Annotated in this window: 15 protein-coding genes and 1 riboswitch; of the genes, 10 read left to right on the top strand and 5 right to left on the bottom strand. The window is 67.5% G+C overall.

Annotated elements, in window-relative coordinates; translation table 11 throughout:
- Positions 1-226 precede the first annotated feature (226 nt).
- Complete coding sequence (locus tag A9W95_RS03165) at positions 227-1,087, top strand: hypothetical protein (protein WP_067409183.1); 861 nt, start codon at positions 227-229, stop codon at positions 1,085-1,087.
- Positions 1,088-1,199: 112 nt separating this feature from the next.
- Here the strand turns inward: A9W95_RS03165 and A9W95_RS03160 are convergent, their stop codons facing one another.
- From A9W95_RS03160 to glnX, 3 genes are read right to left on the bottom strand one after another with little or no spacing between them, the layout of a single operon-like run.
- The gene (locus A9W95_RS03160; protein ID WP_067409182.1) at positions 1,200-3,518 is read right to left on the bottom strand and encodes a serine/threonine-protein kinase PknG; all 2,319 of its coding nucleotides are present in this window, start codon (positions 3,516-3,518) and stop codon (positions 1,200-1,202) included.
- Positions 3,518-4,495 (bottom strand): glutamate ABC transporter substrate-binding protein, encoded by a 978-nt coding sequence (locus A9W95_RS03155; RefSeq protein WP_067409181.1) that lies wholly within the window; start codon positions 4,493-4,495, stop codon positions 3,518-3,520. The genes A9W95_RS03160 and A9W95_RS03155 overlap by 1 nt, the downstream gene beginning before the upstream one ends.
- Positions 4,495-5,814 carry a protein kinase G-activating protein GlnX gene (glnX, locus tag A9W95_RS03150; protein ID WP_067409180.1) on the bottom strand — a complete coding sequence of 440 codons (1,320 nt, stop codon included), beginning with the start codon at positions 5,812-5,814 and terminating at the stop codon, positions 4,495-4,497. Before glnX ends, A9W95_RS03155 begins: the two co-directional genes overlap by 1 nt.
- 142 nt (positions 5,815-5,956) lie before the next feature.
- On the opposite strand from glnX, the gene A9W95_RS03145 reads away from it, so the two are divergent.
- A complete protein-coding gene (locus A9W95_RS03145; RefSeq protein ID WP_067409179.1) occupies positions 5,957-6,589 on the top strand; it encodes an NUDIX hydrolase in 633 nt (210 codons plus the stop codon).
- Here the strand turns inward: A9W95_RS03145 and thiE are convergent.
- A complete protein-coding gene (gene thiE / locus A9W95_RS03140; RefSeq protein WP_067409178.1) occupies positions 6,561-7,241 on the bottom strand; it encodes a thiamine phosphate synthase in 681 nt (226 codons plus the stop codon). The genes A9W95_RS03145 and thiE overlap by 29 nt on opposite strands.
- 28 nt (positions 7,242-7,269) lie before the next feature.
- Positions 7,270-7,399: riboswitch (TPP riboswitch) on the top strand.
- On the opposite strand from thiE, the gene thiO reads away from it, so the two are divergent.
- The 4 genes from thiO (at position 7,390) to A9W95_RS03120 (ending at position 10,121) form a co-directional block, all read left to right on the top strand.
- Positions 7,390-8,409 (top strand): glycine oxidase ThiO, encoded by a 1,020-nt coding sequence (thiO, locus tag A9W95_RS03135; protein WP_067409177.1) that lies wholly within the window; start codon positions 7,390-7,392, stop codon positions 8,407-8,409. Its footprint overlaps the riboswitch before it by 10 nt.
- Entirely contained in the window at positions 8,406-8,612 is a 207-nt protein-coding gene (thiS, locus tag A9W95_RS03130; RefSeq protein WP_067409176.1) for a sulfur carrier protein ThiS, read from the top strand. Before thiO ends, thiS begins: the two co-directional genes overlap by 4 nt.
- Positions 8,605-9,366 carry a thiazole synthase gene (locus A9W95_RS03125; protein ID WP_067409175.1) on the top strand — a complete coding sequence of 254 codons (762 nt, stop codon included), beginning with the start codon at positions 8,605-8,607 and terminating at the stop codon, positions 9,364-9,366. Before thiS ends, A9W95_RS03125 begins: the two co-directional genes overlap by 8 nt.
- Positions 9,363-10,121 carry an SGNH/GDSL hydrolase family protein gene (locus tag A9W95_RS03120; protein WP_067409174.1) on the top strand — a complete coding sequence of 253 codons (759 nt, stop codon included), beginning with the start codon at positions 9,363-9,365 and terminating at the stop codon, positions 10,119-10,121. Before A9W95_RS03125 ends, A9W95_RS03120 begins: the two co-directional genes overlap by 4 nt.
- A 2-nt stretch (positions 10,122-10,123) precedes the next feature.
- Here A9W95_RS03120 and A9W95_RS03115 read toward each other — a convergent pair whose 3' ends face one another.
- Positions 10,124-10,642, bottom strand: coding sequence for a hypothetical protein (locus A9W95_RS03115; protein WP_067409173.1), 519 nt, complete (start codon positions 10,640-10,642; stop codon positions 10,124-10,126).
- Between the two features lie 458 nt (positions 10,643-11,100).
- On the opposite strand from A9W95_RS03115, the gene A9W95_RS03110 reads away from it, so the two are divergent.
- From A9W95_RS03110 to A9W95_RS03095, 4 genes are all read left to right on the top strand, one after another.
- The gene (locus A9W95_RS03110) at positions 11,101-11,430 is read left to right on the top strand and encodes a CD225/dispanin family protein (protein ID WP_067409172.1); all 330 of its coding nucleotides are present in this window, start codon (positions 11,101-11,103) and stop codon (positions 11,428-11,430) included.
- Positions 11,431-11,444: 14 nt separating this feature from the next.
- Positions 11,445-11,870: a DUF2752 domain-containing protein gene (locus A9W95_RS03105; RefSeq protein ID WP_067409171.1), complete on the top strand. Its 426-nt coding sequence runs from the start codon at positions 11,445-11,447 to the stop codon at positions 11,868-11,870.
- Positions 11,871-11,944: 74 nt separating this feature from the next.
- Positions 11,945-13,447, top strand: coding sequence for a M28 family metallopeptidase (locus A9W95_RS03100; RefSeq protein ID WP_067409170.1), 1,503 nt, complete (start codon positions 11,945-11,947; stop codon positions 13,445-13,447).
- 8 nt (positions 13,448-13,455) lie between these two features.
- Positions 13,456-14,925 (top strand): M28 family peptidase, encoded by a 1,470-nt coding sequence (locus tag A9W95_RS03095; RefSeq protein ID WP_067409188.1) that lies wholly within the window; start codon positions 13,456-13,458, stop codon positions 14,923-14,925.
- Positions 14,926-14,927: the final 2 nt, after the last annotated feature.

The raw sequence follows: 14,927 nt of genomic DNA, 5'->3' as shown, positions 1-14,927 counted from the left end.
GAGCTGGCTATCGCCCGCGATTGCGCCGGCGTGGTGGCGTCGCTCTAGATCGTGGCTTGATTTGGCTTTGCCGTCGAGTGTGAAGCCTGCGCGTCGAGTGTGCGGTGGCGGCGGCGATCCGCCGCGAATCCCGCCCTGGGCGCTCACTCGAGGCCATCAGCGCACACTGGGCCGGCCTGTGGATAGCTGAACACGCGGGTGATGCTCGTCGTGCGACTGTGCTCGCATGGATCTCGGGGAACCGTTCATCGGCAGTGAAGCGTTGGCGCGCGGGGCGTTGAACCGGCATCAACTGCGGACCAGGTTCCGCGCGGTCTACCCGAACGTATACCTGGCCAACGACGTCGAGCCGTCACTGCGGCGGCGCATCGTTGCGGCTTGGCTCTGGTCGCACCGCCAAGCGACCATCACCGGCGCGGCCGCCGCGGCGCTGCACGGCGCCGAGTGGATTCCCGACGAGGTTCCGGTCGAACTCGTTCATCCCAACACGCGACCGCCGGTGGGCGTCATGACGCGCCGCGAGGCGTTGCATGACGGGGAAACGCAGAGCGTGGACGGGTTGCCGGTGACCACACCCGAACGCACCGCGTTCGACATCGGTCGGCGCGGGGCGATCCGCTCGGCGGTCGCGCGATTGGACACATTGGCCCGCGCTACCGGTTTTAAAGTCGACGATGTGTTGACGGTGGCGCAATGCCACCGTGGCGCACGAGGACTGCGGCGTCTGGAATCCGCGCTGGAACTGGTTGACCCGGGCGCACAGTCGCCTCGCGAGAGCTATCTGCGGCTGCTGCTGATCGACGCGGGGTTGCCTCGGCCGCAGACGCAGATTCCGGTGTTGGGTGTGGACGGCATACCAGTTGCGTATCTGGATCTCGGTTGGCCGGAGCATTTGGTCGCCGTCGAGTATGACGGTGACCAACACCGGACCGATCGACGACAATACGTCAAGGATCTGCGCCGGATCGAAATGCTTGAGCGGATGGGGTGGATCATCGTCCGCGTCGTCGTGGAGGATCGGCCCGTCGACATTCTGCGGCGGGTCCGCGAGGCCATCGCGGAATCGGTTGTGCGCTCACGGCTTTGACTGAGCGTCCAGGGCGGGATTTGCGGGCATTGGCCGCCGCAGCCGCACACTCGGCGCCAAGAGCGCACATTCGACGCCAAGAGCGCACGCTCGACGCCGAGCCCCGAAACCGCTAGAACGTACTCGTCGGCCGCACCCTGTTGGCCATGTCGACCAGCGTGTAGCGATGCCGCTGGGTGGGCGCGACGCGGGCCAGTTGGCGCAGCGACGCCTCGACCCCCAGCCGCAATCCGTGTTCGGTGAACGGGAAGCCCAGGATGTGGTTGGTGCTGGCCTGATTGTCTTCCAGCCAATCCATCGCCCCGCCCAGCACCAGCGCACGGATCTGCAACACCCGCGGCTCGGTCGGCGGCAGCGCCTCGACCCGCCGGGCCGCGTCGCGGATCTGCTCCTCGGTGATCTCACTCGTCGAGCGCCCGGACAACAACGTCACCGCACTGGTCAGTCGCGCGGTCGTGAAATGCCTTGAGGTGGGCGGGACTTCGTCGAGCACCCGCACCGCACCGGTCCGGTCGCCCTGCGCCGACAGCGCCCTGGCCAACCCGAACGCCGCTGAGATCACCCCGTCGTTGGTCTGCCACACCGTCCGGTAGAAGTTGTGCTGATCGGTGTCACCGGCCAACTCGGCGGTGGCGGCCAGCGCCAACTTGGGCGCCAACTCCCCGGGGAAGGTATCCAGCACCTCGGTGAAATGCCGTGTCGCCGAGTCGTAATCGCCGGTCAGCAACTCCGCGACGGCCCGATACCACACCAATCGCCAACGCCAGCCCACCCGCTCGGCCAGGTCGTCGAGCTTTCGGGTGGCCTTGCTGACGTCACCGAGATCCAGCAGCGCGCGCACCTCCATCAGCGGCAGCTCGATCGACTCCGACAGGTCCGCGCCGTCGGCGTCCAGCGCGCCGTGTCGCGCGGCGCGCAGCGAGTCCAGCGTCTGCACCGGCTGGGAGAGCACCGTCGCCTGCAGCACCGAGGCCGCGACATCGGTCGGATCGACCAACGGCACCGACAACGCGGTGACGATCTCCTTGGCGGTCAGCTTCTCCGAGTGCACCTGCCCATCCAGGTACACGTCGGTGTGCGCGACCAGCAGGTCCACTCCGAACGTGGAGCGACTGGGACTGAAGATGGTGGACAAACCCGGCCGCGGCACCCCGGTGTCGGCGGCCACCACTTCGCGCAGCACGCCCATCATCTGGGCCGACAGTTCCTCGGTGGTGCCAAAGCGCCGCCGAGGATCGGGGTCGATGGCGCGGCGCAGCAACCGGCCGAACGAGTCGTACTGGCTCAGCACCGGATCGTCTTCGGGCAGGCCATCCAGATACCGGCCGTTGCGGGTACGCAGGTTCAGCGTCAGCGCCGCCAGCGTGCGCCCCACGGTGTAGATGTCGGTGGCCACCGTCGGCCCGGTCCGCACGATCTCCGGCGCCTGGAAGCCCGGAGTGCCATAGAGATATCCGAACGAGTTGATCCGCGACACCGCGCCCAGGTCGATCAGCTTCAGCTGCTCCTCGGTGAGCATGATGTTCTCCGGCTTGAGGTCGTTGTAGACCAGGCCGATCGAATGCAGGTAGCTCAACGCGGGCAGGATCTCGAGCAGGTAGGCGATCGCCTCGGCGACCGGCAGCTTCTCGCCGCGGCCCCGTTTGAGCGACTGACCGCCGATGTACTCCATGACGATGTAGCCGACGGGGTCGCCGTGCTTGTCCTCGTGCTCGACGAAGTTGAAGATCTGGACGATCTGCGGGTGCACCACCTCGGCCAAGAACTGCCGTTCGGCCATGGCGATTGCTTGGGCCTCGGCGTCCCCGGAATGCACCAGACCCTTGAGCACCACCGGGCGGTCGTTGACGTTGTGGTCGACGGCCAGATACACCCACCCCAGGCCGCCGTGCGCGATGCAGCCCTTGACCTCGTACTGGCCGGCGACGACGTCGCCGGGGTTGAGCTGGGGCAAGAACGAGTAAGGACTGCCGCAGTACGGGCACCAGCCTTCGGAGGCGCCCTCGCCCTCCGACCCGGACCGGCCGACCGGCCGCCCGCAGTTCCAGCAGAACCGCTTGTTCTCCGGCACCACCGGATTGGTCATCAACGCCTTGAGCGGATCGATGTCCGGTACTCGCGGGATCTCGACCAGGCCGCCACCGAGCTTGCGGACCTGCGGCAACGCCCGCGTCGCCGCCGTCATCTGATCTTGCGGCTGGGTGTCCATGGTGCCGACGGAGATCGCGAAATCGTCGTCGTCGTCATCGTCGAAATCCGGGCGGAACAGCGCCTGGGTGGCCACCGGCCGGCTGCCCGCCGCCGAACCGGTCTGCACGTCGGCGGCCTGGGTGCCGGTATCGCGCGCGGCCTCTTCGTTGTCGCGCTGCTCGGCGGGGACCGATTGCTCGGTCCGGAGGTCGTCGTCCGCGTTCTGCGTGGGCTTGCCCATCAGTCCAGATACCTCGGCGCGGGCGGCAGCGGCGCGGGACCGAGCACCGTCAACCACTTGCGGTACAGGGTGTTCCACGTGCCGTCACCGCGGATGCGTTCCAGGGTGCCGTTGACGAACCGGACCAGGCCGGTGTTGTCCAGGTTGATTCCGATGCCGTAGGGCTGGGTGGCCATGTTGGGCCCCACAATATGCAGGTACGGATCCTCTTCCACCAGTCCCGCCAAAATCGAGTCGTCGGTGCTCACTGCGTCGATCTCGCGTTGCTGCAACGCCACCAGACAGTCGGCCCAGTTGACCACCGACACCACGATCGGCGGTGGGGCGATCTCGCGGATCCGCCGCAGCGAGGTGGTGCCGCGGGCCACGCAGACCCGCTTGCCGGACAGGTCGGAAACCTTGGAGATCGGCGAGTCGCGCGGGGCCAGGATGCGTTGGTTGGCGTCGAGGTAGACGGTGGAGAAGTTGACCAGCTTGCGGCGCTCACAGGTGATGGTCATGGTCTTCACGACGACGTCGACCTGCGATTTCTGCAGCGCGGTGATGCGCTCGTCGGCCGATAGGATCCGGTATTCGACGTGGCTGGGCACACCGAAGATGTCGCGCGCGATCTCCCCGGCGATGTCGACGTCGAAGCCAGTGATCTCCCCGGTGATCGGGTCGCGGAAGCTGAACAGGTTGCTGCCGATGTCCAGCCCCACGATCAGCCGCCCGCGGGCGCGGATGTTGGCCACCGCCGCCTCGGCGTCGGCCTTGTTGGGGAACGGGCGCAGGCTGGCCGTCGGGTTGCAGCCCTGGCTGGTGTTGTCCGGGGGCAGCGGCGGCTGCATCGGCATCTCTTCCATGCCCACCGGTGTGGGCAGCGGCAGCGTCGGCGTCGCCTCCACCTTCAGCGGCTCGGTGTGCCCGCATCCGGCCAGCAGCAGCGCCACCGCGAGCACGCCCAGGGCCCGCCGGGGGAGGGGCAGCCGCGTCATCACCGATACTCTTTCAGCCGGGGCCACAGGCCGAGGGCGACCGCGATGGCCGCGCCCAGGCTGAGCACCACGCCGCCCACCTGGGCGCCGGCCAGCCCGGCATGGGCGTTGAGCACGTCGTTGCGCAGATGGTTGCGGCTTTGATCCATGGCTTTGGTCAGCGCCTCGTCCAGCTTGTCGAACGCTGGGGTGGAGTCGTTCTCGCCTTTGCCGAGCGCGACCTGCGTGGCGGCCCGATAGTTGCCGACCGAGATGTAGGAATTGATCCGGTCATTGGCCTGCTGCCAACGCACCAGCAACTGGTCGGCGCCTTGCAGGTCGGGCTTGTCGACGGCGTCGTTGCGGGCCATGTACTCGGCCAGCTGACGGTGCATGCGGTCGATCCGTTGGTAGAACGCCTGCTTGCGAACCTCTTCGTCGCCGCGCCGGATCAACGACAGGGTCTCGTCGGCGCGCGCCTGCTGCGCGGTGATCGCCAGATTGGTGATGTTCTTGAGCGACTCGGCGGCGGTGTCTTTGGCGCTGCGGCTGGCAGTGGTGGAAATTGTCAGGGCAGTTCCGACCCACACCACCATGACGAGGATACCGAGCGCACCGACCACCAGACCTGGGTTGATGCGCCTGCGGGTGCGCCGGGCCAACCAGCGATGCGAGAACGCACCGAACACCACCGTCGTGGTGACGACCAGGATCACCGGCGCCGGGATCTGGGTCGACGCGGTAGTCTCACTGTCCACCCGCGCCGACGTCGCCTGATAAAGCTGCTGGGCGTCAGGCAGAATCGTCGACTGCATCAGCCCCGATGCCTCCGACAGATACGACGAACCCACCGGATTGCCGGCTCGGTTGTTGGTGCGGGCAATTTCGATCAGCCCGGTATAGACCGCCAACTCGGCGTTGATCCGGCCCAGCAACTGCACCAATCGTTCGTCGGTGAGTCCGCTGGACGCCCGGGTCACCGCCACGGCGGCATCGGTGATGGCCTGCTCGTAGCGCAGCCGCACCGCGCGCGGTTCGGCTTGGGCGATGAACGCGGTGGCCGCCGCGGCGTCCGCCACCGACAGCGTCGTGTACAGCCGTCCGGCCGCATAGGACAGCGGCTCGGTGTGCTCCAGCACGGTGGTCAGCACCTGCTGGCGGTGGTTGATGGTCGTCGAGGTGGCGAAGGCGCTGGCCACGCCGAGCGCCGCCAAGACGATGCCGATGGTCAGGATGCGGCCGGGCGTCGTCGAGACGAACCACCAGCGCGGGTGAGCCGGTTCCACGGGCGAGCGCAACCCCAGCGGCTCGGTCGACGGGTGCGCCAGCTCAACCGTCACGTCTGCTCGGACCTCATCTTTCGACCATGTCGAACCCGAATAAGCGAATTCTAAGAGAATGTTCCGACAGATGGGGGCAGGCGGAGCCAATTGGACCCCAATTGCAAGGAACCTCATCGAACAGTCTGCCTATCCTGAACTCGTGCGGGGCGACGGTGACGGATGGGTCGTATCCGACAGCGGCGTCCCCTACTGGGGCAGGTTCGGCGCGGCCGGTCTGTTACTTCGCGCGCCGCGTCCCGACGGCACCCCCGCCGTGCTGCTGCAGCATCGGGCGGTGTGGAGCCATCAGGGCGGCACCTGGGGACTGCCCGGCGGCGCCCGCGACAGCCACGAGACGCCCGAGCAGACCGCGGTCCGAGAAGCCCACGAGGAGGCGGGATTGGCCGCCGACCGGGTCACCGTGCGGGCCGCAGTGGTCACCGCCGTGGCGAGCGGCACCAATTGGACCTACACCACCGTCGTCGCCGATGCCGTTGAATTGCTGCATACGGTGCCCAATCACGAGAGCGCCGAGCTGCGCTGGGTCGGCGAGGACGAGGTGGCCGACCTGCCGTTGCACCCCGGTTTCGCGGCCAGCTGGCAGCGGTTGCGCACCGCCCCGGCGACCGTGCCGCTGGGTGACGGTGACGAACGCCGTCAGCGGCTGCCGCGCACCATGGAGGTCGAGTCCGGAGTCTTCGTGTGGTGCATGCCGGGCCCTCCACTTCAGGCCGACGAGGCGCCCTCGCAGCTGAGCCGGCGGATCAGCTCGCTGCTGCAAGCGCCAAGCTGAGCTGCTGCGCCGCGGCGCGCGGGTCGTCCGCCGCCGTGATCGCGCGGACCACCACGATGCGGCGCGCGCCGGCCGCAAGCACCTCGGGCAGCCGCTGCGCATCGATGCCACCGATGGCGAACCACGGTATGCCGACGGCGAGTTGCGCGGCGCTGCGCACCAGGTCTAAACCGGGCGCCGCGCGGCCCGGCTTGGTCGGGGTGGGCCAGCACGGGCCGACGCAGAAGTAGTCGCCCGCCGCGGCCGCCGACCGGGCCTGGTCGGGGTCGTGACTGGACAAGCCGATCACCATGTCGGGCCCGACGAGCTCGCGCGCGAGCTGCGGCGGCAGGTCGCGTTGACCCAGGTGCAGCACGTCGGCTCCGGCCGCGCGAGCGATGTCGGCGCGGTCGTTGACGGCCAGCAGGGCGCCGTGGCGGCGCGCCGCGTCGGCGAGCACCGCCAGGGCCGCCAGTTCGTCGCGCGCCTCGAGCGGGCCGAACCGCTGTTCGCCCGGCGAGCCCTTGTCGCGCAACTGGATGATGTCGACACCGCCGGCCAGGGCGGCGTCGGCGAACTCGGCCAAGTCACCGCGCTCGCGACGTGCATCGGTGCACAGATAAAGCGTGGCCGTCGCCAACCGGGCACGGGCGCTGGTACGGGGGCTGTGCACAAAGCGACGTTATCGCGCTAGCGTGGACGGCGAAGAGCACGGGAGTCCCGGGTACCAGCGGGGCTGAGAGTGGACACCACCAGAAGACGTCTGGGCCTGTCCTGACCGTCACACCTGATCCGGGTCATGCCGGCGAAGGGAGCAGCCAATGCCCTCCACCCCCGCGGGGTCCCTAGCCGTCATCGGCGGCGGTGTCATCGGGCTGTCGATCGCCCGCCGGGCCGCGCAAGCCGGCTGGGCCGTGCGCGTGCACCGCAGCAGCGACCGCGGCGCATCCTGGGTCGCCGCCGGCATGCTGGCCCCGCACAGCGAAGCGTGGCCGGGTGAGGAACGGCTACTGCGGCTCGGCTTGGAGTCGCTGCGCTTGTGGCACGAAAGCGGATTCCTCGACCGGCTGCCGCCGGAGGTGATCACCGCCCGCGAGTCGTTGGTGGTGGCCGTCGACCGGGCCGACATTGCCGATCTGCGCACCGTCGCCGACTGGTTGTCCGAGCAGGGGCACCCGGTGGTGTGGGAGTCGGCGATGCGGGACCTCGAACCACTGCTGGCCCAAGGCATCCGGCACGGTTTTCGGGCACCCACCGAGCTGGCGGTGGACAACCGCGCGCTGCTCGACGCGCTGAGCGCGGATTGTGAGCGGCTGGGCGTGCGGTGGGCGCCGCCGGTGCGTGAGTTGTCGACCGTGGCCGCCGACGCCGTAGTGATCGCCAACGGCATCGACGCGCCCTCGTTGTGGCCGGGCCTGCCCGTGCGGCCGGTGAAGGGCGAAGTGCTGCGGCTGCGCTGGCGCAAAGGATGTATGCCGTCGCCGGGCCGGGTGATTCGCGCCCGGGTGCATGGACGGCAGGTATACCTGGTGCCCCGCGCGGACGGCGTGGTGGTCGGTGCCACCCAGTACGAACACGGCCGTGACACCGCCCCGGCGGTCTCCGGGGTGCGCGACCTACTCGATGACGCCTGCGCGGTGTTGCCCGCGCTGGGCGAATACGAGTTGGCCGAGTGCGCCGCGGGATTGCGGCCCATGACGCCGGAAAACGTGCCCCTGGTGCACCGTCTGGACGAGCGGACGCTGGTGGCCGCCGGGCACGGACGGTCCGGTTTCCTGTTGGCGCCGTGGACCGCCGAGCAAATAGTCGCCGAACTTGTTCCGGTTGGAGCGCACCGATGATCGTGACGGTCAACGACCACCAAGTCGAGGTGGACGCCCAGACGACGGTGGCCGCGTTGCTCGAGCGGCTCGGCTATCCCGACCGGGGCGTGGCGGTAGCGCAGGACTTCTCGGTGCTGCCCCGATCGGAATGGGCCCGACGGGTCTCGGAATTACCCGAACCAGTGCGACTGGAAGTGGTGACGGCGGTGCAAGGTGGTTGACGCGAAACTGACGATCGGTGATCGCGCATTCTCTTCGAGGCTGATCATGGGCACCGGGGGTGCGACCAATCTGGCGGTGCTCGAAGAGGCGTTGGTCGCCTCGGGCACCGAATTGACGACCGTGGCGATGCGCCGGGTCGACGCCGAAGGCGGCACCGGGCTCCTCGATCTGCTCAACCGGCTCGGCATCACGCCGCTGCCCAACACCGCCGGGTGCTGTGGGGCCGCCGAAGCGGTGCTGACCGCGCAGTTGGCCCGGGAGGCGCTCAACACCAACTGGGTCAAGCTGGAAGTGATCGCCGACGAACGCACGCTGCTGCCCGATCCCGTCGAATTGGTCCGCGCCGCAGAGCAATTGGTAGATGACGGATTTGTCGTCCTGCCTTACACCAACGACGACCCGGCGCTGGCGCGGCGGCTGGAAGACACCGGGTGCGCGGCGGTGATGCCGTTGGGCGCGCCGATCGGCACTGGCTTGGGCATCAACAATCCGCACAACATCGAGATGATCGTGGCGCGGGCCGGGGTTCCGGTCGTGCTCGATGCGGGCATCGGCACCGCCAGTGACGCCGCGTTGGCGATGGAGTTGGGTTGCGACGCTGTGCTGTTGGCCACCGCGGTGACCCGAGCCGCCGATCCGCCGGCGATGGCCGCGGCGATGAACGCCGCCGTCACAGCCGGTTATCTGGCGCGCCGGGCCGGGCGGATCCCGAAACGGTTCTGGGCCCAAGCGTCCAGCCCGACCCTTACATGAAACGCTATGTCGCGCTAGGTAGTTCGATGGCCGCCGGGCCGGGCATCCGGCCACGCGCGGCCGGATCGCCGAGGAGAGCGGGACGATCGGCCCGCAACTACCCGCATCTGGTTGCCCAAGAACACGGCTTCCAACTTGTCGACGTGACGTACTCCGGTGCCACCACCGCCGATGTCCTGGCCAATCGCCAACACGGCGCGCCGCCGCAAGTGGCCGCACTCGACGGCTCGGAGTCGCTGGTCACCATCACCATCGGCGGCAACGACGTCGGCTATATACCGTTGCTGGTGGCGGCCTCATTGCCCACCGTCGCGCGGCGAGTGCCGCTGTTGGGCAAGAGGATTTGCCCGCTGCTCGACCGAGGGCAGCGCCAAGTCGCGCTAGCCGAGGTCTTCGATGCGTTGTGTTCGGTCGGCCGCGCGGTGCGCGAGCGGGCGCCCGATGCCCGGGTCTTGTTCGTCGACTACCTCACGGTGCTGCCGCCGGCGGGTGTGCCCGCACCGCCGCTATCGGAGGCCGACGCGGCGTTGGGCCGCCACGTCGCGGCCACCCTCGAGCAACGCACGGCCGAGGCTGCCGAGACGGCGGGGTGCGAAATCGTTCGCGCCGGCGCGGCCAGCCGCGACCACCACGCCTGGTCCACCGAGGCGTGGACGACGAAACCTGGTGTGCCCGTTCCCGCTAAACCGGCGCCGCTGCATCCCAACGGCGCCGGCATGCGTGCCGTGGCGAGACTCATCGCCGCGGCGTTGTGAGGTCAGCCGTTGGTGCGCCACCACTGGTACAGGCTCGAGGTGTCACCGTTGGACGCACGGACGAAGGCCAACACGTTCTTGGCGTCGACGGTCCAAATGACCTCGGCCTGGCCCTGATCGGTGCCGCAGGCCACCTGTCCGGCCGAGTCGTTGTTGCTGCCCTGGTGCCAGGTGGTCGGCGACTTGGCATCCCCACAGTTGGTGAGGGTGTCTGTACCAATGAGTTTGGTGAACGAGCTGGCCAGGTCGGCGCTGTTGGGGAATAGGAAGTACTTCGCCGAGGCCGGACCGGCGGAGTCGGCGTTCTGCCCGCACGCCATGATCGCCTGAACCGTGGGGAAGGTGGACTGCACTTCCGAAACCGCCTGCGTGCCGCAGTTGCTGGTGCTGTAACCCTTCGAAAGAGAAGAGGTGAGCGTGTCGGTCGGATCTGCGTTCGCGGTCGCAGTGCCCAGACAGGCAAAGCTGCCCAGCAGCGCCGCAGCCGTCGCTGCCCGAAGCGCATGAGTGGTGTTCAACATCCTTGACTCCTTAGGTCGCCGGATAGACGGTGCAGCGGCGCTGACATCCCGGAGTGTATTTCTCTTGAACGTCTGACAACAGAGCTTTCTGCTCAATCTGTATGAGCCTGCCGTGACTTCGCCATGCAACTCGTGCCCTAAGAAATTGTCTGTGTAGGACTGAATTTGCCGCCGGGCCGGTGTGCAGCTGCCCGGCCGACTCGAGTGGACACCGCCAAAGGCCAACAACCACAGCAGCTTTGACACCCACTCGAGGCACGATCGGCAGTGCGCAGACCCGGAATCGGCAGGTGCGTCTTCGGCTCGGATCGGGGCGTCAACGAGCTGCCCACCACCGTCGGTAACTCAGTGCCAACGCGTCGGACAAAAAGTTTGCAGTTTGGTGGTGCCGTTGCGACGGCTCTCCGGTATGGTAAGCACCGCTTCACGCCAGCTAACTTCTCTTGACTGGAGAGTTCATGACACAACCACCGCCCCCACCGCCCGGTTACCCGCCGCAGCAGCCGCCCGCTGGGCAACAGCCGGACAACTACTTGGTGTGGTCGATCTTGGCGACGTTGTTCTGCTGCCTTCCCCTCGGAATCGTTGCGATCGTGAAGTCCTCTCAGGTCAGCGGACTGTGGGCGCAAGGCCAATACGCCGAGGCGCAAGCGGCCTCCGCGGACGCCAAGAAGTGGGTCAAGTGGTCGGTCATCGCCGGTGTGGTGGCACTCATCATCTACGGCATCCTGATTGCCGTGGGGGCGATGAACACTGACACGAACGCCGCAATGGCGGCGATGCTTTAAGCCGGGTACCGGCAATGGTGACCCGCTCAGGGTCGGTGCAATTACGTCTTGGTGCGCCACTAGTGGTGGCCGCGGCTTCGACGTTGGTGTGCGCCGCGATCTGGGTGGGTGACCCGACCACCCCCAACGGTCCACTACCCACCTGCCCCACCAAAGCCTTGCTGGGCATCGATTGCCCCGGGTGCGGCAGCTTACGAATGCTGTACAGCCTTCTGCACGGCAACCTGTTGGCCGCCGCCAGGTTCAACGCTCTGGGCCTGGCGGCGCTGGCCCTGCTGATCTGGGCATACCTGGCCTGGACCTACGGCCGCGTGGTCGGTCGGCGGATTCGAAGTTGGCAACACAATCGCTGGGCCGCGCCGGTGACGCTGTCGCTGGTGGCGGCCTGGTTCGTAATACGCAATATGCCCGTCCCGCCATTCGCCGCGCTGTTCGTCTGAGTAGCAAAAGATCCGGGCACCAGGATGGGTGGTTGACCGGCGCGGGTGCCGGGGGTCCGTCTAGTCTGAGCGCGATGGTGAACAAATCCAGAACCATGTCTGCGGTGCTCGCCGCTGCCGCGCTGGTCGGGTCGTTGCTGGTGGGCTGCCACCGCGGGTCGACTCAGTCGCAGCCCACCGCCGGTAATCCCGCCGCGGCCGAATTCGCCGCTACGTTGCGCAACAAAGTCACTACCGACGCGATGATGGCGCACCTGTCCAAATTGCAAGACATCGCAAACGCCCACGACGGCACCCGTGCGGTGGGAACACCGGGCTACGAAGCCAGTGTGGACTACGTCGTCAACACGTTGCGCAACAGCGGTTTTGACGTGCAGACCCCGGAATTCTCCGCCCGCGTGTTCCATGCCGACAAGGGCTCGGTGACCGTCGCCGGTCAGACCGTCGAGGCCCGCGCCCTGGAATTCAGTCTGGGCACCGGACCCGACGGAGTAACCGGGCCGCTGGTGGTCGCACCCGCCGAGGAAAGCCCAGGGTGCACCCCGTCGGACTACGACAAGCTGCCGGCGCAGGGAGCGATCGTCATTGTCGACCGCGGCAGTTGCCAATTCGCCCAGAAAGAGGACGCCGCCGCGCAGCGTGGCGTCGCAGCGTTGATCGTCGCCGACAACGTCGACGAACAAACGATGGGCGGCACGTTGGGAGCAAACACCGACGTGAAGATCCCGGTAATCAGCGTCACCAAGTCCGTCGGACTGCAACTGCGCGAACGCTCCGGACCCACCACCGTCAAACTGACCGCCACGACGCAAAGTTTCAAAGCCCGCAACGTCATCGCGCAGACCAAGACCGGGTCGCCGACCGACGTGGTGATGGCCGGTGCACATCTCGACAGCGTGCCCGAAGGCCCGGGCATCAATGACAATGGTTCCGGTGTGGCCGCGATTCTGGAAGCCGCTGTGCAACTGGGGAATTCGCCGCAGGTCCACAATGCGGTGCGGTTCGGCTTCTGGGGAGCCGAGGAACTCGGGTTGATCGGTTCGCGCAACTATGTCGAGTCGCTGGACCTCGACGCGCTGAAAAGCATCGCGCTCTACCTCAACTTCGACATGCTGGCTTCACCCAATCCCGGTTACTTCACCTACGACGGTGATCAGTCGCTGCCGATGGATGCCCGTGGCCAGCCGGTGGTGCCCGAGGGTTCGGCCGGGATCGAGCGGACTCTGGTCGCGTATCTGAAGTCGGCCGGCAAGACCGCGCAGGACACCTCGTTCGACGGCCGATCCGATTATGACGGCTTCACGCTCGCGGGTATCCCAGCCGGCGGGTTGTTCTCGGGCGCGGAGGTCAAGAAGTCCGACGAGCAGGCCAAGATGTGGGGCGGAACGGCCGATCAGCCGTTCGATCCGAATTACCACCAAAAGGGCGACACGCTCGAACACATCGACCGGACGTCGCTGGGCATTCAAGGCGGCGGGGTCGCCTATGCGATTGCCCTCTACGCCCAAGATCTCAGTGGTCGCAACGGAGTTCCGGCCATCGGCGACCGCACCCGCCACGTGCTCGCCAAACCGTGAATCGAGGCGTGCGCACGCGACTCGGCGCTGTGTTGCTGGCCGCCTTCCTGGTGGGCTGTACGACAACGCACCATGCCGCACCGCCGGGTGCGGCACCGGATCTGGGACGGGCGCTGGCCGGCAAGGTGACCGCCGATGCGATGTTCACCCATCTGCGGGCACTGCAGGCGATCGCCGCCGCACATGGCGGAAACCGCGCCGCGGGCACGCCGGGCTATGACGCGAGCGTGGATTATGTCGCCAAGCAGTTGCGGGACAAAGGGTTTGATGTATCAACGCCGCAGTTCGAGCGACTGGTCACGCTCTCGCAAGGCAAGCCCACCGTGACGGTCGCCGGCCGCAGCTATGCCGTCGACCAAGCTTCGCTGCTGGTTCGGACACCACCGGGGGGACTGACTGGCCCGGTGGTACGGCCGAGTCAAGCGGCCGGCTGCGCGGCCGGTGATTACCCGGCGGTGGTACCCAAGGGGGCAGTCGCGGTGGTCGACGACACCCGCTGTTCGGTGGTCGACAAACACAACAGCGCGGTCGCCCGGGGAGCGGCGGCCCTCATCGTGATCAACCAGTCCAGCGGTCAGGGGGCGCCGCCCGGACTGTTCAACCGCGGCTACTACAAACAGCTCAGCGTGCCCGTGGCAGTGATCGGAGCCAACGGCGCGTCCGCATTGGACCGTGTCGGTGCCTCGGTGCGCCTGGTGCTGGACTCCGAAGCGGTCGACATCACCTCGCGAAACGTGCTGGCACAGACCAGAACCGGGGCAGCAAATGAAGTGGTGATGGTCGGCACGCATCTGGACAGCCCGCGAGAGGGACCGGGAATCAACAACGGCGGGTCCGGGACGGCCGCCGTGTTGGAGACCGCGCTGCAGTTGGGCCCGTTGGCACCGGTGACCAACGCGGTGCGATTCGTGTTCTGGGGAGCCGAAGAGAACGGCATCAACGGTGCCACCGACTACCTGTTCGGATTGAACAACGAACAACTCAACAACATCGCGCTGTACCTGAACTTCGATATGCTCGGCTCCCCGAACGCCGGCTACTTCACCGATGACGGTGATCAGTCCGGACCGCCCGGACCGGGGGTGGCGTCGGCAGACGTCCCGGAAGGCTCGGCAGCGCTGGAGCGCACCCTGGCCGGATATCTGAACCTGGCCGGCAAGCGGCCCGCTGACATGCCGCTGAACACCCGCACCGACTACCACCCGTTCCTGGTCGCCGGTGTGCCGGTCGGCGGGATGAACACCGGGGCTTCGCAGACGAAATCCACGGTGCAGGCGCGACTTTGGGGCGGCCAGGCCGGGGCGCCGTTCGATCCGAACTACCAGGGAGCCGGCGACACCGTGGACAACGTCAATCGGGAGGCGTTAGCCGTCATGGGTGCAGGCGTGGCATTCGCCGCGGGGTACTACGCGGAGTCGGTCACCGGCGTCAACGGCGTCACACCGCACGGCAAACGCCACCGGATACGGCCGTCTTAGCC

It is taken from the genome of Mycobacterium sp. 1423905.2, from assembly GCF_001673155.1.
GTDB lineage: Bacteria > Actinomycetota > Actinomycetes > Mycobacteriales > Mycobacteriaceae > Mycobacterium.
This window is presented reverse-complemented; position numbering and strand designations above follow the sequence as displayed.

Excerpts from the sequence above, each read along its gene's own strand:
- A9W95_RS03160 (WP_067409182.1), bottom strand. The coding sequence starts at position 3,518 with ATGGGCAAGCCCACGCAGAACGCGGACGACGACCTCCGGACCGAGCAA.
- A9W95_RS03105 (WP_067409171.1), top strand. The coding sequence starts at position 11,445 with ATGGTGACCCGCTCAGGGTCGGTGCAATTACGTCTTGGTGCGCCACTA.
- A9W95_RS03115 (WP_067409173.1), bottom strand. The coding sequence starts at position 10,642 with ATGTTGAACACCACTCATGCGCTTCGGGCAGCGACGGCTGCGGCGCTG.
- A9W95_RS03110 (WP_067409172.1), top strand. The coding sequence starts at position 11,101 with ATGACACAACCACCGCCCCCACCGCCCGGTTACCCGCCGCAGCAGCCG.
- A9W95_RS03165 (WP_067409183.1), top strand. The coding sequence starts at position 227 with ATGGATCTCGGGGAACCGTTCATCGGCAGTGAAGCGTTGGCGCGCGGG.
- A9W95_RS03100 (WP_067409170.1), top strand. The coding sequence starts at position 11,945 with ATGGTGAACAAATCCAGAACCATGTCTGCGGTGCTCGCCGCTGCCGCG.
- thiS (WP_067409176.1), top strand. The coding sequence starts at position 8,406 with ATGATCGTGACGGTCAACGACCACCAAGTCGAGGTGGACGCCCAGACG.
- A9W95_RS03155 (WP_067409181.1), bottom strand. The coding sequence starts at position 4,495 with ATGACGCGGCTGCCCCTCCCCCGGCGGGCCCTGGGCGTGCTCGCGGTG.
- thiO (WP_067409177.1), top strand. The coding sequence starts at position 7,390 with ATGCCCTCCACCCCCGCGGGGTCCCTAGCCGTCATCGGCGGCGGTGTC.
- A9W95_RS03120 (WP_067409174.1), top strand. The coding sequence starts at position 9,363 with ATGAAACGCTATGTCGCGCTAGGTAGTTCGATGGCCGCCGGGCCGGGC.